Below are 24,253 nucleotides of genomic sequence, written 5' to 3'. Positions count from 1 at the left end.
CTGTGGCTCTCCGGACGTGTCCACAGGATCAGGTGCCCACGACTCGCCCGAGCCACTCCACGAGCGGCCGCACCGCGCGCCAGTGCCCGCGGACGTGCTCGAGCAGCGCCGGGGTGGTCACGACGTCGCCGTCCTCGATCCAGCGCATGGCGGTCAGCGAGCGGTGCCGGAGCAGCTCGATGCGGGGGTGGTCCCGGCTCCAGCCGCGGGGTGCGGTCCGGAGGCGCTCCCCGCCGATCTCCCACCCGCCCGCGCGGAGGTCGTCGACGATGCGCTCCAGCTCGGCCCCTCCCGGCCCGTCCACCCCGGCCCGGTACGCCGCGAGCGCGTCGGGGTCCAGGTGGTAGCTGCCGGCACCCAGCCGGAAACCGTCGGCGGACACCTCGGCATACCACCCGGTCCTCGACGAGACGCCGACGTACCCGCCCTGGTGCGTCTTGTAGGGGCTCTTGTCCGCGGAGAAGCGCACGTCGCGGTTCGGCCGGAAGATCTTCGCCGGCCCGAACTCGTCCTCGAGGCCGGCCATCAGCGCCACCATGGGCCCCCGGACGTCGCGCTCCCACCGGTCCTTGTGCGCCTGCCAGAAGCCCGTGCTGTTGTCCCGCTCGAGCTCGGCGTAGAACTCGGTGGCGGCGTGCGGGAAGCCCGTGAACGTCATACCGGCATCGTCCTGGTCGTGGTTGTCCTGGTCGTGGTCCGCTGGTCAGCCAGACCCGCCGATGTCGACCTCGTAGGCCTCGTAGACGAGATCGCCGCCGCGCTGCCGGTGCCGGACGAGCCGACCCATGAGCGAGGTCACGGCCTCGCGCAGGCCGTGCAGGTCCGCCGTGGTGCCGACCTCGTTCTCCAGGACGGCGAGGGAGCCGGCGATCTCCTCGCGCAGCGCGGCGTGCTCCTCGGTGAGCCGGTCGACGGCCGCGGTCAGCCGGGAGGCGTTCGTCCGCACACCGTCGTAGAGACCGCCCGGCCGCTCGGTCAGGTCGACGTGGTCCGCGAAGTCGTGGGCGAGCTCGGCCAGCGCGGCGTGCACCCGTTGTCGCCAGGCGATGCCCTTGCCGAGGGGGATGGCCAGCGCCTCCTCCACCGCCGCCACCGACTCGCGCAGCTCGGCCCGGTGTGCACGGACCCGCTGGATGTAGCTCTCGAAGTCCTCAGGCATGGGCGCCTCCTCCGGCCCATGGTCCCGCAGGGGAGGGTGTGGCGTCCAGGGTCGGGAAGGCGGGGTTACGGCGTGGAAGCAACGGCCGGGCCCGGCCGTCTCCGCAGGTGGAGCGCGAGCCCCCCGAGGAAGACGGGCGCAAGGGTGAGGGCACCGACGCTGGCGACGGTCGTGGCCCAGGAGGCCTCGGAGACGGCGACGGTGAGGAACACGCAGGCGGCCAGGACCCCGGTGACGGTCAGCCATCGCGGTGCGGTCGTGGGCAGGCTGCCCAGCGCCGTCGCCAGCAACCAGAGCCCGACGGCACCGTAGGTCAGGATTTCGTAGCGGTCGACCAGGTTGACCAGGGACAGGTTGGCGGCCTCACGGGCGAGGTCCGGGTTTGCCTCCACCGCCGTGCTGAGCCCGGGGACGTGGGAGACGAGCCGTGCCTGCTCGACCGCCAGGACACCGAAGCCCAGCGCTCCCACGACAGCCGCCCAGTCCGCCATCGCGGCCCGGCCCGGCGGGGCGAGCCGGCGGAGCCCGACCACGAGGCCCAGGCCGAAGAGGGCGCTGGCGAGGAAGAGGAACTGGGCGGCCAACCACACGGAGCTGCCGTGCTCGGCGAGCGACCGGAGCACGGAGGGGCCGGCGTTTGCCGTCTGTCCACGCGGAGCGAGGACGGTCAGGGTCAGGACTCCGAGCACGGCGTAGGTCGCGACGAGCCCGGCGCTGGCGATCGACACGACGAGGACCGTGCCGCGCTGCTCGTTCGACCGTTCGTCCAGGGCATCCATCGCCCACCTCCGTGGGGGTCTCGTGGTGCGACCTGTCGTGGGATGCAGTCTAGCGAGGGCGACAACGCGTGGCCAGGGTGCCGATCGGGTCGGTGTCAGCCCTCCGGCTGCTCGAAACGGCCTCGCAGTCGGACCACGACCGACTCCAGGCCCGCGGCGAACTCCTCGTCGGTGCGGTCCACGGTGAGCAGGGGCTGCAGGTCCGAAAGGGTCGGGTAGTCCGAGACGTCCGCCTCGCGGTCCCGTCCCGTCCGCGGGTCTCCAGCCGCGTCGACGCCGGCCGCACCGCCCTCGTCGATCGGGGCGTCCACGGGCGAGGTGGGGGCGCCGGCGTTCGAGGCCTCGAGCAGCAGGTAGCCGAGCAGGAAGCTCGAGAACGCCTGGTAGGCCTCGACCGCGGGCTCGCGGTCCCAGCCCAGCTCCCGCAACGACGAGAGGAAGTGCTCGACGGTGTGCAGGCTGCGCAGCGGCGGCCGCAGCCAGGGCGCGGCGGGGTGCCGGGTGGCCACGAGCGGGAAGGCACGAGGGTGCTCCTGGGCAAGGTTGCGCACCTCGTACGCCAGCTCGCGGACGAAGTCCTCCCACGAACCGCTCGCAGGTGGCAGGTCGAGGCCGTCCATCAACACCTCGACGACGGCCTCGAGGAGGTCCTCGCGACCGTCCACGTGCCGGTAGAGCGCCATCGCCTCATACCCCAGGTGCTTGCCCAGGGTCCGCATGCTCAGCGACTCCACGCCCCGCTCGTCGATGATCTGCAGGGCACCGGCCACGATCGTGGCGCGGTCGAGGGACGGTCGGGCGCCGGGCCCTCGGCGGGACGGCGCAGTGCCAGGGGGGTGCGCGTCCATCCCGTCAGTGTAGGGACAAGCGGCCCGTCGGTGGGGTGACGCTGCGACGGACGCTCGGTCAGCCGAGGAAGTCGCTCAGGCCCCCGCGGCCGGCCTGCTCGCCGGCGCCGCTGGTGCGGGTGTTCTCGGCCGGCTGCACCAGGACGTGGCCCTGGCCGGTGAACGCCATCTGGATCGTCTCGCCGGTGCCGCCCCGCAGCATCGAGCCCAGACCGCCGGTGTCGACCTTGACGTCCATGCGCACCCCGCCGGTCCAGAGCACGACGGCGTGCGCATCCGCAGACGTGGGGGCGGTGGCGACGTCGAGGGCGACGGGCTCGCCCCGGGTGGTGACGGCGACATACCCGGACCCGCGGAGCGAGACGTTGAAGAGGCCGCCGGCCATCATGCCCCCGCGCGCCGCGACCCGGTGGATGTCCCACTCGATGGAGGAGCTGAACGCGAGCACGTTGGCGCCGTTGACGGACAGCATGTCGTTGTCGAGGTAGAGGACCTGCACGTCGGAGGCCGCCTCGGCCAGGAAGAGCTCGCCCGAGCCGCTGCACTCCATGATCGGCACGCCCTCGCCGGTCAGCTTGCTCTTCAGGAGCTTGTCCAGGCCGCCGGACCCGCGGTTGGCGAAGTGGACGTCGCCCTGGTAGGCGACCATCGAGCCCATCCGGGCGGTGACCGGCCCGTAGTCCATCCGGACCTTGAGCATCTTGGAGTTCTGCCGGGTGAACTGGTCGCGGCCCTCGGTCTCCTTGAAGGCCTCGAAAAGATTGCCGTGAATGGTCATGTCGTCTCCCTGCGCACCGTGCCTCGCGGCGAGTATGGTCGTCTCACCGTACTGCCGCAGGAGGTTGTGATGGGTCTGCTGGACAAGGCCATGCGCACGGCGAACGAGCTGGCGGGCAAGGCCGAGACGATGATGAACCAGGCAGGGTCCGGGATGGGGGCGGCCGGCGGTGCAGCCGGGCTCTACCAGGAGCTGGGGCACCTCGTGCACGACGAGCACCGTGGCCGCCCGGTCGACGGAGCGCGCCGGACCGAGCTGCTCACGCGCCTCGACCAGCTGGAGGAGCAGGCCGCGTCCGCGCCGCCTCCGCCCGGCGCGCCGCCCCCAGGTGCAGGACCGTCGGCGCCTCCTCCACCTCCGACTCCTCCTCCACCCCCACCTCCGCCGCCGTCCGCCTTCTGACCGGACGCCTGGGTTGCCCGACCGGACGCGTCGGGGAGTCAGGGCTTGTCGTGGACCTGAGTGCTGACCTGGCTCGCGAAGTCAGGGTCGTTGACCTGGTCCTCGGTCATGGAGTGGACCTCCTGAGCGTGGCTCGCAGCCTGCGAGAGGACGTCGTACTCCGTCTCGCCAGCCACCACCCCGTCGCAGTCGAAGCCCACGTCGCGACACCTCAGTTCCTTCATGGCACAGCCTCCTTGCTGCGGCGGGCCCTCGGGCCGGGCCCGATCCTCGTCACTGTAGACCCGGCCGGATACCGCCGCACCAGATTGGTCGAGGCTGCAGCCGTAGGGTGGTCGGCAGATGACGCCCACCGTCCCACCCCATCCGGGCAGCTCGTCCCCGCAGGTGTCGGCACGCATGGCGCGCGCCGCCCGCCGGGAGACCGCGCCCGAGCTCGCGCTGCGCCGGGCGCTGCACGCGGACGGCTATCGGTTCAGGGTCGTCCACCCCGTGCCGGGCAACCGGCGCCGCAGCATCGACATCGCCTTCACCCGGGCGCGGGTCGCGGTCTTCGTCGACGGCTGCTTCTGGCACGGGTGCCCCGTGCACGGCACGCAGCCCCGGTCGAACAGCAAGTGGTGGACGACGAAGCTGGCGGCCAACCGTGAGCGCGACGTCGACACCGACCGGTTGCTGCGCGAGGCGGGGTGGCAGGTCGTGCGGGTCTGGGAGCACGAGCCGGTCGAGCAGGCGGTCGCCGCGGTCGTCGCCGCGGTGTCGGCGGCCCGCGGTCAGGCCAGCGGCCAGTAGAGCTCGGTGCGCAGGGTCAAGGGGTCGGTCTCGGGGGTCGGCTCGGTCGTGTAGACCTCCCACATCACGGGTCCGAGCTCGCGCCCCTGCTGCCCGACCCAGCTGGCCAGCTCGCCGTAGGCGGCGCCCAGGCCCTCGTAGGGGCCGACATGGGTGGCGTGCGCGGCCTCGCCGCCCGGCAGCCGGCTGACGACGACGTCGCCCTCGGGCGTGATCGGCCGGTCGGTCACGTAGCCGACCTCCAGGTCGACCGTGTCGGTGGGCATGCCCAGGTAGTAGCCGAAGGGGGCCTCCTGAAAACCCATGCCCTGACTCTCCACGACCCGCGCCACCGCACCGAAGCCTCGGTCGAAGAACGAGCCCAGCTCGTCCATCCGGACCGTGCCGGCGACCACGGCGGTCGGCACCTCCTCGAGGGTGATGATCTCGGGGTTCTCGACGGTGCTGGGCTGGTCGGTCATGATGTCCCTCCTACGGGTGGTGCGGTCACGCCCAACGTACTCCCGGCGACGTCACCGCGGCAGTCCGTGCCGGCGAGACGGCGCCGTGCGACGCGTCCGGTCCGGCAGCTCGACGCGCCCGGTCGGAGAGCCGCCGCAGGACGATGCGGGTCCACCCGCCGAGGTAGATGCGGTCGTCGTCGTCGACCTCCACGCGGGCGCCGGTGCCGAGCGGGTCCGTGGGCAGCGGCTGGTCGACGGGCCCGACGAACGTGCCGTTGGTGGTGTCGAGGTCCTCGAGCCACCAGCGCTCGCCGTCGGTGATCAGCTGGGCGTGCCGGCCCGAGACCCCGGCGTCGGTGCCGCAGTCCAGGTCCGGACGCACCCCGACCCCGGACTCGGCGCGACCGATCAGGATCATCGTCCCCGTCAGCTTCACCACGCGTGGCAGGGCGGCCTCGGGCAGCGGCTGGTCGCTCGCGGTGGTGGCGTACCAGGCGGCGTCGATCCACACCTCGGCCACCCAGCCGTCCGGGTCGCGCCGGGACGGAGGGGTGTGCTCGGGCCTCCGGTGCGCCGGTTCGTAGTCGGTCGGCGGGGTCGGGGGCGGCACGTCCGGCCGGACGAGGGGGTCGGACTCCTCGTCCAGCTCGAACTCCTCGGCGAGCGTCGGCAGCTCGATCTCCTCGTCGTCGCGGTCGGGGTTGATGAAGTGCTGGTAGGGCTCGCCGGCCTGCAGCCGGGTCGGGGGCGGTGCGGCCTCCTCGACCTCGGGCGCGCCCGTGCCGGTGACCACGTCATACCCGCAGGCCTCGCAGAACAGCACACCGACGGCGTTGCTGGCGTGGCAGTTCACGCACTCCCAGTAGTCCTGCTGCTGCGCGCCGCCCGTGACCGGCTTCGCGGGCTCGCCACGCTCCGGGCTGCTCACGCGTCCGGTCTCAGCTCGGCGAGGTAGGCCTCCTGGGCCGCGACCAGCGCCGCCGCCCGCTGGATGTCGGCCGGCCGGTTGTTGAGCGACTCCTTGGCCGCGGTCAGCATCCCGGAGAGGTCCACGCTCGTCGGCGCACCACACCCCGCCAGCGTCTGCGCGAGGCGCTGGGCGCGGTCGGCGAGGTCGGCGTACTCGGCCAGCGCCGCCGCATACGTGCTGTGCGCCTGGTCCAGCGCGCGCGAGACCCGCTCGAGGTTGCCGACGAAGGTCGTCAGCTCCGCCTCGTCCGTGGGGACCTCGCCGAGCGCCGCCACGTCCGGTATGCCGAGGCGGGGGGCAGGGTTGATCGTCGCCAGCGCGCGCTGGGCCAGGGAACGCACCGCCTCGCCGCGGGCCAGCAGCTCCTCGCGCTCGGCGACCACCTGGGCGTGGTCGGCCCGGTCGTGGCGTGCTCGGGCGTCGGTCAGCAGCAGCCGGCGCTCGATGGAGGCCAGGTCGGTCTGCAGCACCCCCAGCTGCACGGTGACGTCCTCGCCCTCGGCCAGGCGCTCGCGCGTGCTGCCCAGCCGCCCCTCCAGGTCCTGCAGCACCCCCTCGGTCTCCTCCTGCCTCCCGGTCTCCACCGTGCGCGCGTGCTCGCGGAGGCGGGCCACGCCCTCGCGCAGCGACACGACGCGCTCCCGCGGGTCGATGTGGTCGTCGTCGATGCCGACCTGCGCGCGCAGCGCCACCGTGAGGCTGTCCGAGAGCCGGGTGGCCTCGGGGAGCGACAGGGCCAGCGAGTCGGCGTCGCCGTCCGGCTGCTCGAGCAGCCCCCAGATGAGCTGGTTGAGGACCAGCCGTGTCTCGGCGCTCGTACCGCCGTCGTGCCACGTCGAGAGCAGCAGGTCGTGGCGCTGGGCGACGGCGTGCCACAGCTTCATCGACTCCGTGACGTGGGCGTTGAGCGCCGCGCGGTCGTCGTGCGTGCGGGTGGCGGCGTCGATGGCGGTGAGCTCGTGCTCGCGCCGCAGCCGCCAGCGACCCAGCTCCTGCAGGTAGGTCTCCAGCTCGTGGTCGCCCGCTGGTTCGCCGGGGCTGCCGCTCGGCTCGGGGGCAGCGGCATACCTCGATCTCATCGGACCGGTCCCTCGGCGGGGTCGCGTGGCGGCGCGGGGTGGTCGGGCACAGGCAGGCGGGGTATGCCGTCGTCGCCCACCTCGAGCCCGTGGTCGCGGACGACCTCCGGCTCGAGGGCGGAGTCGGGGATGTTGGTCAGGTCGTTCGAGTCGGTCCGTGCCGAGAACGCCTGGGCCAGGTGGTGGAGAAGCTCGTCGAGCGCCTCGTGGTCGTCCCGGTGCACGGCGTCGTAGACCCGGTCGAGGGTGAGGCCGAGGTGGTCGAGGTCGTCGACGAGCTGCAGCGTGATCGAGGTCTCTCCCGCGGCCGGTCGACTCAGCGCGAGCTGCACAGGGAGCCGGAGGAAGCCCCCCACGGCCTCGGCGAGAAAGGCGGTCGTGCCCGACACCACCCTCCGCGCGCGCAGGTTCTCCTCCTCGGCGCGCCCGAGGACGTCGTGGGCGGTGCCGACGACACGACGGACGCGGGCCGAGACGACCTCCGGCACGGTGGGGCCGGTGAGCGCGCGGTCCTGCTCGTCGAGGGCGCGGTGGAGGGAGACGATCGCGGGGACCTGGTCGTCAGGGGCATGCGTCACGGTGGTGCTCCTCGGTGTGGGCCGCACCCTGCCCGGCGACCGTCACCCGGTGACTTTCTCACCACCCGCGTGGGTGCGTCCAGCCGGCGCCCGTTCGGGTGGCGCGTCGTTGTCGACGGTGGTGGGGTGGTGGCATGTCTGAGAGCACGAGGACCACGGACCAGCTGACCTTCGACAACCCGGTGTCCCGGCACCCCGACATCACGCCGCCGAAGCAGGACCAGCCGATGCCCGGTTCGGACGCCGAGCTCGAGCCCCAGACCGACCGCGGCCAGACGTCGTACCGCGGCACCGGTCGCCTCGAGGGACGCAAGGCCCTCATCACCGGCGGCGACTCCGGGATCGGCGGCGCGGTGGCCATCGCCTTCGCCCGCGAGGGCGCGGACGTCGCGATCAACTACCTGCCTGCCGAGGAGGAGGACGCGTCGACCATCGCCGGGCTGGTCGAGGCCGAGGGCCGCACCTGCGTCAGGATCCCGGGCGACATCACCGACGCGGCGTTCTGCAAGGAGCTCGTGGACAGGGCGGTCGAGGGCCTCGGCGGGCTGGACGCGCTCGTCATCAACGCGGGCAAGCAGGTGGCGACCGCCTCGATCGAGGACATCACCGACGAGCAGTTCGACCAGACGGTCAAGACCAACGTCTACGCGATGTTCTGGACCGTGCGGGCCGCGGTGCCGCACCTGCCGGCCGGGTCGACGATCGTCATGAGCTCCTCGGTCCAGGCCTACGCGCCGAGCGACGACCTGCTCGACTACGCGATGACCAAGGCCGCGATGAACACCTTCTCCAAGGGCCTGGCCAAGCAGCTGGCACCCAAGGGGATCCGCGTCAACGCCGTCGCACCCGGCCCGATCTGGACGCCGCTGCAGGTGGTCGAGGGGCAGCCCAAGGAGGACCTGCCGACGTTCGGCAAGGGACAGCCGATCGGGCGCGCCGGACAACCGGTCGAGCTGGCGCCGGCCTACGTCTTCCTCACCTCGCCGGAGTCCTCCTACGTGATGGGGGAGACCCTGAACGTCAACGGTGGCGCCGACTCGCCCTGACGTCCTCACTCGGCGCGGCGACCCCGGGAACTCCCCGGGGCCGCCGGGTGTTCACCCCATACCCCGAGGAGAAGGAGCAGCAGATGCGCGCGGTGTGGAACGGTGAGGTCGTCGCCGAGAGCGACGACACGGTGGTCGTCGAGGGCAACCACTACTTCCCGATGGAGTCGGTGCAGCAGGACCTGCTGCGACCGTCGTCGACGACCTCGGTGTGCCCGTGGAAGGGCACGGCCTCCTACTTCACCCTCGAGGTGGACGGCCAGCAGAACAGGGACGCGGTCTGGACCTATCGCACCCCGAAGGACGCCGCGGCCCAGATCGCCGGTCGGGTCGCCTTCTGGAAGGGCGTCGACGTCACCGCGTGACGTCGGCCCCCGGAGCGTGCCGTGCCCATCCCGCTGGCAGCGACTCCCTCTGTGAGGCGCTTCGCGAACCCGCTCATGATCCACCTGGCCGGGCACGGCTGGTTCGCGGACCTCGAGCACGTGGGTCGGCGGACCGGGCTCGTGCGACATACCCCGCTGCTGGCCTTCCGTGACGGGGACGTGGTCACGGTCGCGCTCACGTACGGCCCCGGGGTGCAGTGGCTGAAGAACATCCGGGCTGCAGGCGGGGCGCGGATGCGGCTGGGTCGGGCGCTGCTGGAGCTGGGGCCGCCGCGTGACCTCCCGGTGGACGAGGGGGTCGGGCGTATGCCGCAGCCGGTCCGGTTCCTGTTCCGCCGGTCCGGGTTCTGCCGCGACTTCATCGAGCTTGCCGTGGTGAGGGAGCGTCGCACCCGCTGACGGGGCGGGAGGTGAGTCACAATCGAGGCATCCGACCAGGAGGCCCGACCCCGTGAAGTCCCTCGCGCGACGACTCGACGAGCTGCAGCGACGGCACCCGTGGATGGGTTTCCCGGTGGCCGTGTTCTACAAGTTCATCGACGACCACGGCGTCTACCTCGCGGTGCTCATCACCTACTACGGCGTGCTCGCGGTGTTCCCGATGCTGCTGCTGCTGACGTCGGTGCTGGGTTTCCTGCTCGACGGGAGCCCTGAGCTGCGGGAGCGGATCCTGGAGACCGCCGTGAGCCAGTTCCCGCTCATCGGTGCGCAGATCGGCACCGAGGGCTTCAGCGGAAGCACGACCGCCGTGGTCGTGGGGGCCCTGCTCGCGCTCTGGGCGGCGATCCGCGCGTCGCAGGCGACGCTGCACATGATGAACATCTGCTGGGCCGTGCCGCGCCACGAGCGGCCCGACCCCATCCGCTCGCCGATCAAGGCGCTGCCGCTCATCGCGATCGCCGGGCTCATGCTGCTCGGCACCACGGTCGGCTCGGTGCTGGCCACGTCCGCGGGTGCCTACGGCGTCGAGCTGAGGCAGGCCGTGCCCTACCTGGTGATGGCCAGCAGCTTTGCCGTGGCCGTGCTGGTGTTCAGCCTGGGTATGTGGCTCGGGACGTCCTACCGGGTGGGGTGGGTACAGGTGCTCCCCGGCGCGTTCGTCGCCGCGGTCGGGTGGTTGCTGCTGCAGCGCTTCGGCATCGCCTACGCCAACCAGATCGTGAGGCAGGCGGGTGACACCTACGGTGTCTTCGCGGTCATCCTGGGTCTGATCGTGTTCATCTTCGCGGTGGCACAGGTGGTGGTCTTCTCGGTCGAGGTCAACGTGGTGCGGGTCAAGAAGCTGTGGCCCCGGGCGCTGCTGGGTCCGTTCACCACCTCGGTGACCCTGACGCCGGCGGACATCCGCACCTACTCGGACGCGACGGCGTCGACGGCCATCAAGGGCTACCAGGGCGTGGACGTGACCTTCGTCAACCCGCGGGCCGCGCCTCCGGCTGCCGTCCCTCCGCCCGACGTGTCGTCAGCCGAGACGCAGCCTCCGGAGGAGCAGCCGAAGAGCTGACGATCCTCGGGCCCCTGGGGGTGGCGTCAGGCTGATCCACCACGTGACTCAGCCTCCGTCACGGTCAGCGGGTGCGGTCCTCCCCCTCCGGGCCGCTCTGTCCGGGCGGGGGCGGCGGGGCGTAGGGGTCGGTGGTGCTGCCGCCGCTCGCCTGGGGCGGCGGCGGGCTGTCCTGGGGGTAGCTCTGGCCCTGCTGGCCGTAGCCCTGCTCGCCGTACCCCTGCGGCGGGTAGTTCTGTCCGGAACTGCCCTGCTGGTCGTAGCCCTGCTGCGGGTAGGGCTGCCGACCCGGGCCGTAGCCGTAGCCGGACGTCCCCAGCTCAGCCTTGCGGTCCTTGCTGCGACCGACGAGCCAGAGGATCAGACCGAGGAGCGTCAGCAGACCGAGCGGCACGAGGGCGAGGAAGGCCAGGCCCGCGGCGACCGCACCGAGCATGTCCGCCAGTCGAAGCTCGGGGCCGACCTGCACCGCGCTCGTGCACTCGACCGAGTAGTCCCCGGCCTGCGTGGACGTGAAGGTACCGATCAGGTCCAGGCCCTCCTCGGAGGCCATCTGGTCGAAGGTGCTGTCCGAGCCCACCGCCACGGAGGAGCCGTCCGGGTCGGTGACCGTGCAACTGGCACCGCTGCCGGCATCGGCGAAGATCATCCGCGTGCTGTTGTCGGTCATCGGGACCGAGACGGACTCGTCGGCGGCGACGTCGACCATCGACTGCTCCAGGTCGGAGAAGTCGTTCACCGCCTGGGTGATCCCCCAGATGCCGACGCCGAGCGTGATCACCGACAGGATCAGGCCGATGAAGAACATCCACTTGCCGGCGGTCGTCATGCCGCTGGGTCGACGGGGGGAGGACTGGCCGTACGGGGCTGGTGAGTTCATCACCCTCCTACCGTATGCCGTTCACGGGGGGAGCGTGAGAACGCTGTCGTGTCTACTCCGGCGCGTCGACGACTGCCAGGATTGCCTGGGCCATCGCGGCGTACCCGTCATCGTTCGGGTGGATGTCCGGACCGAGGGGCGGGCCCTCGCACATGTAGGTCCACGCACAGATGCGCGCGGCAGCGAGCAACGGATCGCCGACGTCAAAGGCGATGTCGACGTGCGCCACGACGGCCTCGTTCGCTGCTGTGAAATCGATGTAGCCGTTCAGCTGGGTCACCAGAGTCCCGCTCAGTTCCGCGTACAACGGTGGGGCGACCACCAACGGGTTGTAGTAGTTGGCCACCACGATCTGCGTGTCAGGGTGAGCGGCTCCATTCAGTGCGGACAGAATCGTCGGCAGGTTGGTGACCACCTGGCCTGAGCCAACCTCCAGGCACCCAGGAACAATCTCTAGCCTCCCCTCGATGACATGGACGCACTGCAGGTAGTCGTTGGCGCCGATGTCGATCGTGACCAGCGACACCTTGCTCTTGTGCGCCTTCAAGAACTGAACAGCCGCGGCGAGCTGAGAACCCTCGTCGTAGGCGCAGTCACCGCCGACGATCATCTCGGTCGACGTCTCGCCCGTGCACGCCAGGTTGACCAGCTTGGTCTTCGTCCAGTCGGCCTTCAGCCCGTCCAGGACGCCGCCGGCGTACCCACCCTTGAGGTCGTCTCCGGCCCCCGGCTGATAACCGGCAGCAAGCGAATCACCCAGGGCGAGGTACCACTCGACGTTCTGAGATTTCGCGTTCCCCTGTTCGCCGGAGGGGCCGGCCAGGGCGGGCAGCGGTGCTGCCAGCAGGATCGAGGTGGCGAGGGCGACGAGCATGCGCTTCATGAAGCGGCCTTCCTGCAGGGACCCTGAGCGGGACCGTGAAATCATCATGCTCCTGCTGGCCGCTCCTGACCAGAGGCTCACCTGCACCGGGGCGTGACGCCGTTCGCCTTCGCTTCAGCGGTTGGTCTCTCGCGTGACGTCCTGGTCGAAGGGCTCTCCGCCACTCTCAGCGTCCTCGTCGTCCTCGTCGTCCTCGTCCACGTAGACCAGCGCCCCGGAAGCGAGCAGCTCGGCGATCTCCTCGTCGGACAGGGACGCCAGCTCCTCGTCGGTCAGGTCGATGTACTCGTCCTCATCGCTCTCGGCGAGTTCGCCGTCATCGCTCTCGTCGAGGCCGTCCACGTCGTCGTCCGCAGGCGCACCGTCCAGAGGGTCACGCTCGGCCGCCGGGCTGCGGCGCTCCTCCTCCCACCACTCCTCGGCCCCCTCCACCGGCGGATCGCCGGCACCGACCTCGAGGCCGTCGTCGTCGTCCTCCTCGGTGCCGTACCGCACGATCAGGGCCAGCGCGCCACCGATCAGGAGCAGGGTGGCGCCGCCGAAGACCCCGAGGCTGCCCAGCATCAGGCTGCCGATGCGCAGAGCAGCACCCGCCGGGCTCACCTCGGGCGCCACGACCACGCCCAGTCCGGAGCAGGTGATCGTGTGCTGACCGGCGTCGGCAGCCCGGAAGGAGCCGACCACCTGGAACCGGGCCAGCGGGTTGTCCAGGCCGACCTGTCGTCCCTCGTCCGCCAGGTGCGCCACAGGGACGTCCCCGTCCGGCCCTGCGACGGTGCACTCGATGGCCTCGACCGGCGTGGGCAGGTCCTCCCCGGGAGCCACGAGGCCACCGGTCACGTAGAGCGCACGCGTTGCTCCCTGGTCCAGGGTCACGGTCGCCGACCCGTCGAGCAGCTCGGCCGAGTTGGTGCGCAGGTGGTCGATCATGCTGCGGGTGGTGAGCCCGCCGACCAGTGTCACGACCAGAGACACGGCCAGCAGCAGGGCCCCGACCCGCACCAGGGCCTGACCCGAGCGGCGGAGCCGGCCGCGGTTCGAGGGGTGCTGGCGGCCGGCGGCCGCGGACTGCTCGGAAGACATGACCATGACTCTAGGCGCCCGTGGCGACAGGAGAGCCGGTGCGGCACGCCGGGGCGGCCGGGGCGCCGTCCGTGGGCCTGGCGGTCAGCCCGTTCCCCGGCGCTCGGACTCGGTCGCCTGGCGCAGCACGAGTCGGGTCCAGGCCCCGATGTAGATCCGGTCGTCGCGGTCGATCTCGACCCGCTGACCAGGGGTGAGCGCCGTGGTCGGGAGCGGCTGGCCGACGGTCCCGACGAACGTCCCGTTGCTGCTGCCCAGGTCCTCGACCCACCACCGGCGTCCGTCGCTGGTGAGCTGCGCGTGCCGCCGGGAGACGGCACTGTCGGCGCCGGCGTCGACCTCCGGCCGCACCCCCCGGCTGCCCGACGGTCGCCCCACGAGCGCCGTGCTGCGCGTGAGCAGCACGGTGTCCGGCATACCCGGGCTGGGACAGCCCTCCTCGGTCTGCTGGACGGCATACCAGTCGGGGTCGACCCACAGCTCGACAACCCAGGTGTCGGCCAGGGCGCGCGAGGGAGGGGTATGGCGTGGCTGCCGGTGCGCGGGAACATCGGGTCCGGGCGCAGGCTCGGGCGGGAGCTCGGTCTCGGGCTGCGGTTCGGGCAACGGTTCGGCCTCGACCTCGGGTTCGACCTCGTTCTCCGGCTCGATCTGCGACTCGACCTCGTCCTCCTGGTCAGTCTCGGACTCAACCTCGAGCTCAGTCTCGGACTCGACCTCGAGCTCAGTCCCGGACTCGGACTCGGACGCAGCCTCGACGTCCAGAGGAGTCTCGACGTCAGGCTCGACCACTGGCTCAGGCTCGACCTTTGGCTCGGGATCAATCTCTGGCTCCGGTCCGACCTCGGACTGCGGCTCATCCACCGTCTCCACCGGTTCTGACCCCATCGGCGGCGTCCCGGTGGTGAAGTCGTAACCGCACGACTCGCAGAACAGGGCGTCCACCACGTTGGACTCTCCGCAGTGCGGGCAGGTCTGGGTGGCGGCTGCCTCACCGGCACCGGCACCGTCCTCACCCGACCCGGCAGCCCCCGGTGGGGGCAGTGCGGGGGAGTGCGGCGGCATACCTGGCTGGGGGTCGGGGCCCGGGGCCGCGCCCATGGGGGAGCCGCACGTGTCGCAGTAGTCCAGCGACTCGCTGAGGTGTCCCTCCGGGCAGCGGGCGCTCACTGGTGGCGGACCCGGGTGGTCTTGGTCGAGGCGGTGTCGAGCTCCATCTCGTCGAGACGGTCCACGTTGCGGCGCAGGCGGACCCTTCCGGTGGCGGCGTCCTCGATGTCGACGACCCGGGCCAGGCGAGAGGTCGCGGCCTCGTCGCCGGTCTCACGGGCGAGCTGGACGGCGCGGCCGAGCCTCGAGGTAGCGGTCGCGTCGTCCCCGATCGCCTTGGCGCGCAGGCCGTCCTGGATCGCCGACGCCAGCTCGGTCTGGCCGGTGTAGTGCGCGACCTCGGGGCTGATCTGCGCGGTGAGCAGGCTGTCCGCGGACCAGCGCGCCTTCGCCAGACCCTGGGTGCGCACCTCATCGCCGACGACCAGCTGCACGCGTGCGGCGAGCTGCTCCTGGCCGACGGCCTTGGGGGCGAGCCGCACGGCCACGTGGAAGTCGCGGGTCTCGTCGCCCCACGCACCGGTGGCGTAGCCGCCGGTCAGGGCGTTGACCTCGGTGCGGCGGCCGGAAAGGTCCTCCAGCGAGGGCGAGACCTGCTTGACGAAGAGGACCTCCGCTCCCTGCGGCGCCCAGACGCGCAGCTGCGCCTCCGGCACGCCGCGGCCCATCGACTGCTGCATCAGCCGGGCGAAGTCCTGCGGAAGGCCCTCCCAGGTGCGGATCAGCTCGACCGTGCCCATGAGCGCCTCGGCGATCCGGCGTACCTCGGCGACCTGCCACGCGGCACCGAGCCCGCGGCAGTCGGCCTGGTAGCGCCCGCGGACCTGCTCGAGGGCCCAGTTGAGCTCCTGGGGCGTCTCGTGCTGGTTGGCGCCGTCGGTGAGCAGGATCGCGTGCCGCTTGGTCAGTGTCGGCACCGAACCGAAGAGCTGGCCCGCCGCGAGCAGCCAGCGACCCATGGCGGTGCCGCCGCCCGGGACGAGGCGCTGGAGCGAGCGCTTGGCCTCGAGGCGGGTCTGCGGAGACATGCGCACCATCGCGGCGGTCGTGCCGTCGGGGTAGCACAGGGCGGCCTCGTGGTTGCCGGCGACGATCGCGAACCAGACGCCGTCGACGATCTGGTCGAGGGCGGCGGACGCGGCGTAGGCCGCGGCCTGCACGCCCTGCACGTCCATCGACCCGGACACGTCGACGATGATGATCTCGCCGGCCTCGCCCGCGGTCGAGCTCATCGGGGCCACGGTGCCGGCGCCGGAGCAGGTCACCGACACGATCGCGTGCACGTCGGTGCCGCCGTCGGGCAGGAACTCGTTCTGGTGGACCGTCGAGGTGAAGTCAGCCATGGGTCCCATCCTGCCCCGCGCCGGTCCGCAGGAGCGCGGCGGTGATGTTGTCGGCGCCTCCGTTGCCGTTGGCCCAGGCCACGAGGGCCTGGGCGAGATCGAGGGGGTCGCGGCCCACGCGCAGCTCCTCCTGGCGCACGACGGCGCGCAGGTCGTGCGGCTCGGAGGCGTAGTTCCACAGGCCGTCCGAGCACAGCAGCAGCCAGCCCGGGGCGCTGACGTCCTGGTCGGTCACCTCGGGCGACTGGTCGGGGGAGTCGTCGCCGAGCCATCGGGTGATGGTGTGGGCGAGGGGGCCGGCCTCGGCGGTGGCACGGTCGAGGCCGGCCCGATACTGCTCCTCGGCCATCGAGTCGTCGCTGGTGAGCCGCAGGGGCTCGCCGTCGTCGGGGAACCAGTAGGCGCGGCTGTCACCGACCGAGCCGACGGTGGCGCGGCCGTCCTCGACGAGCGCGGCGACGTAGGTGCACGACGGTGCGGCGTCGGGGAAGTCGCGACCGACCTGGTCGACGGCTGCCGCAGCGGCTGCGGTGGCGGCGATGACGAGCGCGGAGGGTGCGTCGGCGTCGGTATCGGTGTCGGTCCTCGGCTCGGTGCTGGTGCTGGTGCTGCGGGCGAGGACGCCGACGGCGGCCTCCGCTGCGGCCAGGCTGGCCTCGGCCGACCGCGTGGCGGTGGTGACGCCGTCGCAGACCACCAGGGCGAAGCGGCCGGGGGACTCCTCGTCGGCCCACAGAGCCATCGCGTCCTCGTTGTCGCTGTGCCGGATGCCGCGGTCGCAGACGCCGGCGAGCAGGGGCGAGGGCTGGTCGGTGACGTGGTGGCGCGGGTCGGGCTTGCGCGCCCCGCACTCGGTGCACCACCCGTCGGCGTCGTAGGCGCCACCGCAGGAGCAGGTGCCGTGGTCGACCTCCTCCTCGGACGGTGCCGGGGGGTCGGGGTGGTCGCCGAGCTGGCCGTCGAGGAGCAGCATCGGGGCCGGCAGCGGGGGCGGGCCGTCGGAGAAGGGCTCGGGCTCCTCCTCCACCGGGTCGGGCGGGGTGAGCGGGGAGACCTCGGGCTCTGCCTCCACAGGGTCGGGCGGGGTGAGCGGGGTGACCTCGGGCTCGGAGTCGCCGGTGGTCGCGCCCGGTGGGGTCGCGTCCAGGTTGTCGGACGCGTCCGGTGCGGCGGGGGGCGTCGGGGAGGGGGGTGGGGTCGTCGTCATGTCCAGCTCCAGGGTCGGACGGCGTTGGCGCGGTCGATCAGCTCGGCGCGCTCGAGGGGGTCGGGGGTGTAGTCGGCGAGGAAGCGGTACTCCTTCTCCAGCGCCCGGTTCAGGGCGTCGCTGGTGACGGGGACCTCGCCGAGCTTCCAGTCGGGCTTGGGGCCGTCCTTGCCCACGCGCTCCAGCGCCTGCTGGTAGATCGTGACGTTGAACTGGGCGCGCTGCTTCGGGTCCAGCGTCAGCCGGGAGACCGCGTGCACCGACTCGCGGAGGTCGGCCAGCGAGCCGCGCCGGCGCAGCAGCTCGGCGCGGAGCCAGCGGGCGCGCGGGTGGGCCCGGCTGCTCGCGGGCACCGAGTCCAGCGCGGCGATCGCCCCGTCCACGTCACCCCGGCCCAGGCGCACCCGGTGCAGCCCGAAGGCGGCGGGTGCGACATACGCCGCGTCCGTCCTCCACGCCCGCGCATAGTCGAGCTCGGCCGCCCTCGCGTAGCCGCCGAGCTCGCTGGCCAGCGCGAGCGCCAGCCGCGGCGCGATCTCGCCCGGCACCGCGTCACGGACGGCCGCGAGGTGCCCGGCGGCGTTCTGCCCGGCCGCTCGCGCCCGCTCCGGCTCGGTCCCGGCCTGGGAGAGGGCCCACAGCCCGCGCACCCAGGAGGCCCGCCAGTCCCACGGGTCCTCGGCGAGCAGCCCGCTCACGGCCTGGTCGAGCCAGGCCTGCTGACCGGTCCGGATCCCGGCGCGGGCCCGGGCCAGCAGCACCTCGGGGGTCTGCTCGGTCGCCCGGACGAGCGCGGCGTGCTGGGCAACGGGGTCTCCCGTGGGCAGGGAGGAAATCCAGTCGAGCATGGGGTCGGTGTCGTCACGCTTGAGCTCGGGCAGCTCCCACCAGGACAGGGTCTCGGCCGTCGGCACCGGCGCCTCGAAGACCGCCGAGTGCGCGGACATCGTGGCCGCGTGGTCGCTCGCGGTCGCGACCACCTGGCGCAGCACCCCGACCATCTGGGAGCGCAGCTCCTCGACGGTGAGGAAGCGGTCGTTGGGGTCCGGCGCGCAGCAGCGGGCCACGAGCCGGTAGAACGCGTCGTGCTCCACGAACGCCGGCACCTCCGAGGCCGGGGGCAGGGAGTCGACGAACTCGGTCTGGTAGCCGCGGAACTCGAAGGTCAGCACGCACAGCGTCCGGCCGATGGTGTAGATGTCAGAAGCCACCGACGGCCCGACCTGCGCGACCTCCGGCGCCTGGTAGCCGACGGTGCCGTAGATCGGCGACTCGAGGTCGTCCTGGCGCCGCACCCCGCCGAGGTCGATGAGCTTGACGCCGTCGCCCTCCTGGATGAGGTTGTCCGGCTTGAAGTCGCAGTAGAGCAGGCCGAGGTCGTGCAGGTGCCCGAGGGCAGGCAGCGTCTCCAGCACGTAGGCCAGCGCCTGGTCGACCGGGAACGGGTGGTAGCCCCCGGCCGTCTGCAGGCGCTGCTTGAGCATCTGTTTCAGGCTGGTGCCGCCGACGTACTCCATCACCGTGTAGGCGTCGCCCTCGTGGGTGACGACGTTGTAGATCTCCACGATGAGCGGGTGCTTGACCTGGGCGAGGAACTGCTGCTCGGCGACGGCCGCGTCCAGGGCGTCGGCGTCACCGGTGTTGAGCAGCCCCTTGAGCACGACCCACCGGTCGGAGACGTTGCGGTCCCGGCCCAGGTAGATCCAGCCCATGCCGCCGTGGGCGAGGGCGCCGACCACCTCGTACTGCCCCGCGACGAGGTCGCCCGGCGACAGCTTGGGCGTGAAGGAGTAGGGGGCCCGGCACTGCGGGCAGAAGCCCTGCTGACGACCCCCGGCCTCCCCCGCGGCGCGCCCGACGTCGGCGCCGCAGTTGGGGCAGACCCGCCGGTCCTCGGGGACCTGGGGGTCGGTCATCACGGCCTGCGTGGGGTCGGACGGGGGCACCGGCGGCACCTGGGTCAGTCCCATCCCGAGCTTGGAGCGGCGCACGGCCGCCTGGGCGCGCTGCCGCCGCACGGTGGCGGCGTCGACCGCCTGCCGGGTCTGGCCCGGGGCCGGGGTGGCGACCTGCGGGGCACCGCTGGCCGGGCCGGAGGTGTCGGGCGCCTCGTCCGCGCCGACCGGGGCGGAGCCGTCGGGCGGGGCGTGCTGGCTGGTGGGGGGAGTGGCGTCCGGCGCCGCGACGGGTGCCGGTTGCGCTGCCACGACCTGCAGGGGCTCCGGCGACCCGCAGACGTTGCACCAGCCGTCCTCGTAGGAGCCGGGGCAGCCCGGCTCGAGGCACGGGTTCACAGCGTCACCCCCATCGTCCTGGCGAAGGTCTCCTGCGCCTGCACCAGCGCCTCCAGCCGCGTCAGGTCGGTCGGTCGGGCTTCGACCAGGGCCTGCGCCTGCTCGGCGAGGGAGGCCACGGCGGTCCGGGCGCCCTCGTCGTGCTCGAGCGCGTCGCGGACCCGGGTGGCACGCAGGGCGAGGTCCTCGCGACGGGCCAGCGCCGCGGCATAGTCACCCTGCGCGACGCTCAGCGCCCGGTCGACCCGTTCGAGGCTGGCCAGGTATGCCGTGAGGTCGGCGGGGTCGGAGGGCACCGGTCCGAGCGCGGTCACGTCGGGCACCCCGAGCGTGGGCGCGGGGGTGACGAGCGAGCGCGCGCGCTCGGCCAGCGCCCGGACGGCCTGGCCCCGGGCCGTGAGCTCGGCGACCTCCCGGGTGGCCCGCGCGTGGTCGACCCGGGCGTGGGCACGGGCGGACGCCGCGACGATCAGGTCGCGCTCGGCGGTCGCGGCGGCAGACTCCAGCGGACCGAGCAGCCCGCCCACGTCCGCACCCCGCCGGGCGCGCGAGGTGACGTCCGCGAGGCTGCCGTCCAGTGCGTCATACACCTCGGCGGCGGAGCCGCGCCGGGAGGCGGGCACCAGCGCCACCTGGTCGGCGATCCGCTCGATCGTCTGCCGGAGGGCGCGCAGGCGACCGGAGACGTCGGGGTCGGACCCGTCGAGGCGCAGCCGGGAACGCAGCGAGGAGGCGAGCGAGTCGGAGAGCCGGCAGGCCTCCGGCAGGGAGACCGCGAGGGCCTGACCCGCGCCGCGGGAGGCGGGCTGCTCCAGGGAGCCCCAGACCAGCGTGGTGATCCGGCGGCGCTCGGCCTCGCCGACGCGACCGCTGTCCCAGGTGGCGAGCAGCAGCTCGAGCCGGTCGGCCACCCCCTGCCAGAGCGTCATCGACAGGGTGACGTCGGGGGTGACAGCCTGGCGCTGGGCGGGGTCGGGCAGCTCCATCGCCGCCTGGTCGAGGGCGTCGAGCTCGCCGCGGCGCAGGTCCTTCCACCGGATCATCGCGTCGAGGTAGCGGAGCAGCTCGCGCTCGGGCACGTCCGCCCCGAGCGAGCCCGGGGCCGGCGGGGAGACGGCGTAGGGGGTGGCCGTCACCGGTAGTCCTTCAGCCGCTGGCCGATGCCGGACCAGGCCATCGCCGCGGCGAGGAGACCGAGCAGCAGCGCGGCGCCGGAGGTGATGGCGGCGGGCGTGCCCACCTGTCCCTGCGCCGTGGCGAGCGCGTCGTCGACGAGCTGCTGCAGCGTGGTCTCGACGTCGTCGAACTCGGCCTCGGTGGCGGCGACCGCCTCCAGGCGGGCGGCGGTGCCGTCGGCGGCGGTGACGTCGGCGTGGCTGCCGACCACCGTGGCCCAGTCGTCACGGGCGGCCGGCAGGTCGAGCTGCGCGAGGTTCTCCTCGGCGGCCCCGGCCGCCGTGTCGAAGGCCTCGGAGGAGGTCGGGGAGCCGAGGACCACGAGGTACTGCTCCGCCCGGGTCTCGCGCACCTGCTGCAGCGCCTGCGCGGCCACGACGCCGTCCTGGACGCGCTGGTCGTAGTTCAGCGGCAGGGCCGTGGGGTTGAGGGAGGCGTAGGTCAGACCGGCGGTGATCGCCGTCGCCACGAGCAGGGGGACGTTGACGATGCGGCGCGTGCGCAGCGCGAGCCAGATCAGGATGCCGAGCAGGACGAGCGTGGACGCTCCACCCACCGCCGCGGTGAACGCGGAGCGGGACCTGGTCTGCAGCGCGTCCGCGCGGTCGAGGGCCACGTCGTCGGTGATGGCGCTGGCCGCCCGGGCCTGCGCGACCGCCTCGGCCTGTCGCTCGGCCGCTGCCGCAGGGTCGGTCGCCGCGAGCCGCGCCGCGTCCTGCGTGAGGAACCCCACGTCGACCAGCCGGCCGGCGGCCTCGGCGTTCGTGGTGCCCGTGCCGGAACGCGCCTGCTGGACGGCCGCTCCGGTGAGAGCCTCACGGACAGCCGCGTCGGTGACCCCTCGCTGGTCCTCCGTGAGGCCGGCCGCCTCCTCGGCGACAAGCCGGGTGCTGCCGAGCTCGGCCAGGGCGATCTCCGTGCCGGCACGCTCGGCCGCCGCCCACTCCTGGACCACGACGTTGGGGGTGCTGTTGACGCCGTCGGTGTCGAAGGTGCCGGTGGCCGCGATGCCGGTCAGCAGGGCGGCCCCGGCCGCGACCCCGCGCGCCCAGCGCAGGAGGGACGGCGTCGAGCGGCGGGAGGGGGTGCGCGCAGGTGCGGGCGTTGGGGCGGGGGCCGAGGCAGGTGCGGGAGAGGCCGCGGGGGCAGCAGGCGCAGACGTGGGCGCCGCCTGTGCTCCCGTCCGCACCGCTGCCTGCGCGGCCGGCTGTCCCGGACCCGTCACGAACCCTCCTCGTGCCCCATACGCTGCTCCGTCTCCTGCTCCTGACCCGTCTCCTGGCCCTCGGAGCCCAGTGTGCCCTCCGCCACCGACAGGTCCACCCCGTCGCGGTCCTCGAAGTCCACGCGGCGCAGGGTCCGCAGGTCCTCGACGCTGACGTCATCGGTCTCGCGCAGCCGCCAGGCGTGCCGGCCGATGGCAGCCTCGAGCATGTTGCGGGAGAAGCGGCCGTTGCCGAACGAGGGCCCTCGCGGCGTGGCGGCGAGGACCTCCCGGAACCGCTCGGTGGCCTCGGCGTCGACGTCGTAGTCCATCTTCTTCGCCAGCGTCTGCTGGATCGCGACCAGCTCGTCGTCGCTGTAGTCGTCGAACTCGATGATCGTGCGGAAGCGGCTCTCCAGCCCCGGGTTCATCGCCACGAACTCGGCCATCGGCGCCGGGTAGCCCGCCACGATGACGACGATCTCGTCGCGGTGGTCCTCCATCTCCTTGACGAGGGTGTCGATGGCCTCCTTGCCGTACTGGTCGCCGCTGAGGCTGTAGGCCTCGTCGATGAACAGCACGCCGCCGAGCGCGGACTTGACGACCTCGGAGGTCTTCGCGGCGGTCTGCCCCAGGTAGCCGGCGACGAGCTCGGAGCGGTCCACCTCGACCAGCTGCCCCTTGTTGAGCAGGCCCAGCGCGCGGTAGATCCCGCCGATCAGCCGCGCGACCGTGGTCTTGCCGGTGCCCGGGTTGCCGACGAAGACGAGGTGCCGGGTCAGCGTGGCGGCCTTGAGCCCGGCCTGCTGACGGCGCGCCTCCATCTTGAGCACGGCCACCTGCCGGTGGATCTCCGCCTTCACCCGGTCCAGCCCGATGAGCTCGTCGAGCTCGGCCAGCAGCTCCTCGACGGTGCGCTCCGGCTGCTCCGGCTGCTGCGGCTCCGGCTCGGGGGCGGCGGGGGCGGTCGGGTCCTCCTGGGTGGCGGTCGGCGGTGCCGGCTGGGCGTGGTGCTCCACGGGGGGGACCGGGGGGTATGGCGTGCCGCTCGGGGTGGTCGCGCCGACGCTGCCGCCCATGTGCCCCAGCATCTGCCGGACCCGCTCGGACTGCTCCTGCGCGCGGTGCAGGAGGTCCTGCGACCAGTCGCGCAGGGTGGCCTGGTCGAGGGTCGGCGTGGTGGACGTACCAGGCGCGACGGGCGTGCCGGGCGTGGCGGACGGCACCCACGGCGCGGGGGCGGACGACGGGGACAGCGGCGCGTGGCCGCCGACCCCGGCCGCGGCGAGCTGCGTCTGGGCGGCGGCGGTCGCGCGGCCGACGCTGAGCGAGCTCGCCCCGGGGACCGCGCAGGCGGACGTGGCCACCTCGGCCAGCGCCTCGGCATACCCGCGGGCGTGGGGGCTGGACTCGGCGAGCAGGGTGCTGAGCAGGGTGGTGGGGATGGAGCTGTAGCGGCGACCCCGTGGGGCCATCTCGAAGAAGTCGCCCGACGGGCGCTTGACGGCCTGTCCCCAGGAGCGCGCGACCTCGGAGGCGCCGGTGTCCGACTGCTCCATCACCGCGGCAGCGAGCGCGAGGCCCTCGGCGCGGACTGTCCCCTCGTCGAGGCCGGCCTCGCGGCCGACGCGGGCGAGGACGTCGACGGCGTCGTGCAGTGCGTGGGTGGTCATGGGGCGCGTCCCTCCGGCGGGGCGAGTGTCGAGGGCGGAGCGGTCGGGGTGGCGGACTCATCGTCGGTCTCGGTCTCGGCCTCGGCGTCGGCCTCGTGAGGGGGGCCGGGCGCCGGCGCGTCGTCCGCGTTGAGGACGCCGCCGGCAGCCGCGCTGCCGAACTTCTCGGCGATGAACCGCCCCTGGGCGACCAGCTCGCGGGCGTCGTCGCGGTAGACGGCGTCGAAGACGCGGTCCATCGTCAGGCCGAGCAGGTCGAGCTGGTCGACGAGCACCATGAGCGAGGTCTTGGCACCGTCGACGGGCCGCGTGTCGGCATACCGGCGGGGGAGACGCTGGTAGGAGCCGATCGCCTCGGGCAGGTAGTCGGTCGCGGTCGCGATGACGGTGTAGCCCAGCTCGCTGCCGGTGATCTTCTTCAGACGCGGGACGGTGTCGCGGACGGTGTCGACGACGCGCGCCGCGCGGGCCACGACGACCGAGGGCAGCGCGCTGCCGGTGAGCAGCCCCTCGGTGGCGGCGAGCGCGGCGTGCACGTCGTCGGCGGTCGGGGGCGGCGGCAGCACCATCCGCTCGTCCGGCGCCTCGGGCGGGGTGCGCCCGATCATGCGGTCGAGCAGGTCGGAGAAGCCCACG

Annotated in this window: 27 protein-coding genes; 6 read left to right on the top strand and 21 right to left on the bottom strand. The window is 72.9% G+C overall.

Annotation, left to right across the window (positions count from 1 at the left end):
- Positions 1-28: 28 nt before the first annotated feature.
- The 5 genes from ACI3ET_RS01725 to ACI3ET_RS01705 all read right to left on the bottom strand — a co-directional run bounded on the left by ACI3ET_RS01725 (position 29) and on the right by ACI3ET_RS01705 (position 3,564).
- Positions 29-658 (bottom strand): DUF2461 domain-containing protein, encoded by a 630-nt coding sequence (locus ACI3ET_RS01725; protein ID WP_405031222.1) that lies wholly within the window; start codon positions 656-658, stop codon positions 29-31.
- 45 nt (positions 659-703) lie between these two features.
- Positions 704-1,159, bottom strand: a complete 456-nt coding sequence (locus ACI3ET_RS01720; RefSeq protein ID WP_405031221.1) for a hypothetical protein — start codon at positions 1,157-1,159, stop codon at positions 704-706.
- Positions 1,160-1,224: 65 nt separating this feature from the next.
- Positions 1,225-1,938 carry a DUF4386 family protein gene (locus tag ACI3ET_RS01715; RefSeq protein ID WP_405031220.1) on the bottom strand — a complete coding sequence of 238 codons (714 nt, stop codon included), beginning with the start codon at positions 1,936-1,938 and terminating at the stop codon, positions 1,225-1,227.
- A 95-nt stretch (positions 1,939-2,033) separates the two neighbouring features.
- Positions 2,034-2,786 (bottom strand): TetR/AcrR family transcriptional regulator C-terminal domain-containing protein, encoded by a 753-nt coding sequence (locus tag ACI3ET_RS01710; protein ID WP_405031219.1) that lies wholly within the window; start codon positions 2,784-2,786, stop codon positions 2,034-2,036.
- A 58-nt stretch (positions 2,787-2,844) separates the two neighbouring features.
- The gene (locus ACI3ET_RS01705) at positions 2,845-3,564 is read right to left on the bottom strand and encodes an AIM24 family protein (protein ID WP_405031218.1); all 720 of its coding nucleotides are present in this window, start codon (positions 3,562-3,564) and stop codon (positions 2,845-2,847) included.
- Between the two features lie 69 nt (positions 3,565-3,633).
- Here ACI3ET_RS01705 and ACI3ET_RS01700 point away from each other — a divergent pair, with 69 nt between their 5' ends.
- Positions 3,634-3,966 carry a hypothetical protein gene (locus ACI3ET_RS01700; RefSeq protein WP_405031217.1) on the top strand — a complete coding sequence of 111 codons (333 nt, stop codon included), beginning with the start codon at positions 3,634-3,636 and terminating at the stop codon, positions 3,964-3,966.
- Positions 3,967-4,004: 38 nt separating this feature from the next.
- Here ACI3ET_RS01700 and ACI3ET_RS01695 read toward each other — a convergent pair whose 3' ends face one another.
- Positions 4,005-4,190: a DUF1059 domain-containing protein gene (locus ACI3ET_RS01695; RefSeq protein ID WP_405031216.1), complete on the bottom strand. Its 186-nt coding sequence runs from the start codon at positions 4,188-4,190 to the stop codon at positions 4,005-4,007.
- A 118-nt stretch (positions 4,191-4,308) separates the two neighbouring features.
- Here ACI3ET_RS01695 and ACI3ET_RS01690 point away from each other — a divergent pair, with 118 nt between their 5' ends.
- Positions 4,309-4,758: a very short patch repair endonuclease gene (locus ACI3ET_RS01690; RefSeq protein WP_405031215.1), complete on the top strand. Its 450-nt coding sequence runs from the start codon at positions 4,309-4,311 to the stop codon at positions 4,756-4,758.
- Here the strand turns inward: ACI3ET_RS01690 and ACI3ET_RS01685 are convergent.
- From ACI3ET_RS01685 to ACI3ET_RS01670, 4 genes are read right to left on the bottom strand one after another with little or no spacing between them, the layout of a single operon-like run.
- Positions 4,740-5,219: a GyrI-like domain-containing protein gene (locus ACI3ET_RS01685; protein WP_405031214.1), complete on the bottom strand. Its 480-nt coding sequence runs from the start codon at positions 5,217-5,219 to the stop codon at positions 4,740-4,742. The two genes, ACI3ET_RS01690 and ACI3ET_RS01685, sit on opposite strands and share 19 nt — an antisense overlap.
- Positions 5,220-5,244: 25 nt before the next feature.
- Positions 5,245-6,129, bottom strand: a complete 885-nt coding sequence (locus ACI3ET_RS01680; RefSeq protein WP_405031213.1) for an FHA domain-containing protein — start codon at positions 6,127-6,129, stop codon at positions 5,245-5,247.
- A complete protein-coding gene (locus tag ACI3ET_RS01675) occupies positions 6,126-7,250 on the bottom strand; it encodes a hypothetical protein (protein WP_405031212.1) in 1,125 nt (374 codons plus the stop codon). The genes ACI3ET_RS01680 and ACI3ET_RS01675 overlap by 4 nt, the downstream gene beginning before the upstream one ends.
- Entirely contained in the window at positions 7,247-7,828 is a 582-nt protein-coding gene (locus tag ACI3ET_RS01670) for a hypothetical protein (protein WP_405031211.1), read from the bottom strand. The genes ACI3ET_RS01675 and ACI3ET_RS01670 overlap by 4 nt, the downstream gene beginning before the upstream one ends.
- A 134-nt stretch (positions 7,829-7,962) precedes the next feature.
- Between ACI3ET_RS01670 and ACI3ET_RS01665 the strand changes: the two genes are divergently transcribed.
- The 4 genes from ACI3ET_RS01665 to ACI3ET_RS01650 are packed head-to-tail and all read left to right on the top strand — an operon-like array spanning position 7,963 to position 10,764.
- On the top strand, positions 7,963-8,874 hold the full coding sequence (locus ACI3ET_RS01665) for an SDR family oxidoreductase (RefSeq protein ID WP_405031210.1): 912 nt from the start codon (positions 7,963-7,965) through the stop codon (positions 8,872-8,874).
- Between the two features lie 47 nt (positions 8,875-8,921).
- Complete coding sequence (locus ACI3ET_RS01660; RefSeq protein ID WP_405031209.1) at positions 8,922-9,239, top strand: DUF427 domain-containing protein; 318 nt, start codon at positions 8,922-8,924, stop codon at positions 9,237-9,239.
- A 51-nt stretch (positions 9,240-9,290) separates the two neighbouring features.
- Positions 9,291-9,659, top strand: a complete 369-nt coding sequence (locus tag ACI3ET_RS01655; protein WP_405031208.1) for a nitroreductase family deazaflavin-dependent oxidoreductase — start codon at positions 9,291-9,293, stop codon at positions 9,657-9,659.
- Positions 9,660-9,711: 52 nt separating this feature from the next.
- Positions 9,712-10,764, top strand: coding sequence for a YihY/virulence factor BrkB family protein (locus tag ACI3ET_RS01650; protein WP_405031207.1), 1,053 nt, complete (start codon positions 9,712-9,714; stop codon positions 10,762-10,764).
- Between the two features lie 64 nt (positions 10,765-10,828).
- On the opposite strand, the gene ACI3ET_RS01645 is transcribed toward ACI3ET_RS01650, so the two are convergent.
- The 11 genes from ACI3ET_RS01645 to ACI3ET_RS01595 form a co-directional block, all read right to left on the bottom strand.
- Positions 10,829-11,647 (bottom strand): hypothetical protein, encoded by an 819-nt coding sequence (locus ACI3ET_RS01645; RefSeq protein ID WP_405031206.1) that lies wholly within the window; start codon positions 11,645-11,647, stop codon positions 10,829-10,831.
- 49 nt (positions 11,648-11,696) lie between these two features.
- On the bottom strand, positions 11,697-12,527 hold the full coding sequence (locus ACI3ET_RS01640; RefSeq protein WP_405031205.1) for an SGNH/GDSL hydrolase family protein: 831 nt from the start codon (positions 12,525-12,527) through the stop codon (positions 11,697-11,699).
- A gap of 114 nt (positions 12,528-12,641) precedes the next feature.
- Positions 12,642-13,610, bottom strand: a complete 969-nt coding sequence (locus ACI3ET_RS01635) for a hypothetical protein (protein ID WP_405031204.1) — start codon at positions 13,608-13,610, stop codon at positions 12,642-12,644.
- An 84-nt stretch (positions 13,611-13,694) separates the two neighbouring features.
- Positions 13,695-14,780: an FHA domain-containing protein gene (locus tag ACI3ET_RS01630; RefSeq protein ID WP_405031203.1), complete on the bottom strand. Its 1,086-nt coding sequence runs from the start codon at positions 14,778-14,780 to the stop codon at positions 13,695-13,697.
- A complete protein-coding gene (locus ACI3ET_RS01625) occupies positions 14,777-16,063 on the bottom strand; it encodes a vWA domain-containing protein (protein ID WP_405031202.1) in 1,287 nt (428 codons plus the stop codon). Before ACI3ET_RS01625 ends, ACI3ET_RS01630 begins: the two co-directional genes overlap by 4 nt.
- On the bottom strand, positions 16,056-17,270 hold the full coding sequence (locus tag ACI3ET_RS01620; RefSeq protein ID WP_405031201.1) for a PP2C family protein-serine/threonine phosphatase: 1,215 nt from the start codon (positions 17,268-17,270) through the stop codon (positions 16,056-16,058). Before ACI3ET_RS01620 ends, ACI3ET_RS01625 begins: the two co-directional genes overlap by 8 nt.
- The gene (locus ACI3ET_RS01615; RefSeq protein ID WP_405031200.1) at positions 17,267-19,564 is read right to left on the bottom strand and encodes a serine/threonine-protein kinase; all 2,298 of its coding nucleotides are present in this window, start codon (positions 19,562-19,564) and stop codon (positions 17,267-17,269) included. The genes ACI3ET_RS01620 and ACI3ET_RS01615 overlap by 4 nt, the downstream gene beginning before the upstream one ends.
- Complete coding sequence (locus ACI3ET_RS01610; protein WP_405031199.1) at positions 19,561-20,700, bottom strand: serine/threonine-protein kinase; 1,140 nt, start codon at positions 20,698-20,700, stop codon at positions 19,561-19,563. Before ACI3ET_RS01610 ends, ACI3ET_RS01615 begins: the two co-directional genes overlap by 4 nt.
- Positions 20,697-21,965, bottom strand: coding sequence for a hypothetical protein (locus ACI3ET_RS01605; RefSeq protein ID WP_405031198.1), 1,269 nt, complete (start codon positions 21,963-21,965; stop codon positions 20,697-20,699). Before ACI3ET_RS01605 ends, ACI3ET_RS01610 begins: the two co-directional genes overlap by 4 nt.
- Entirely contained in the window at positions 21,962-23,617 is a 1,656-nt protein-coding gene (locus ACI3ET_RS01600) for an AAA family ATPase (RefSeq protein WP_405031197.1), read from the bottom strand. The genes ACI3ET_RS01605 and ACI3ET_RS01600 overlap by 4 nt, the downstream gene beginning before the upstream one ends.
- A complete protein-coding gene (locus tag ACI3ET_RS01595; RefSeq protein ID WP_405031196.1) occupies positions 23,614-24,252 on the bottom strand; it encodes a hypothetical protein in 639 nt (212 codons plus the stop codon). Before ACI3ET_RS01595 ends, ACI3ET_RS01600 begins: the two co-directional genes overlap by 4 nt.
- Position 24,253 lies beyond the last annotated feature (1 nt).

This window comes from Ornithinimicrobium jinqii, assembly GCF_045032595.1.
In the GTDB taxonomy this organism is placed as follows: Bacteria; Actinomycetota; Actinomycetes; order Actinomycetales; family Dermatophilaceae; genus Ornithinicoccus.
This window is presented reverse-complemented; position numbering and strand designations above follow the sequence as displayed.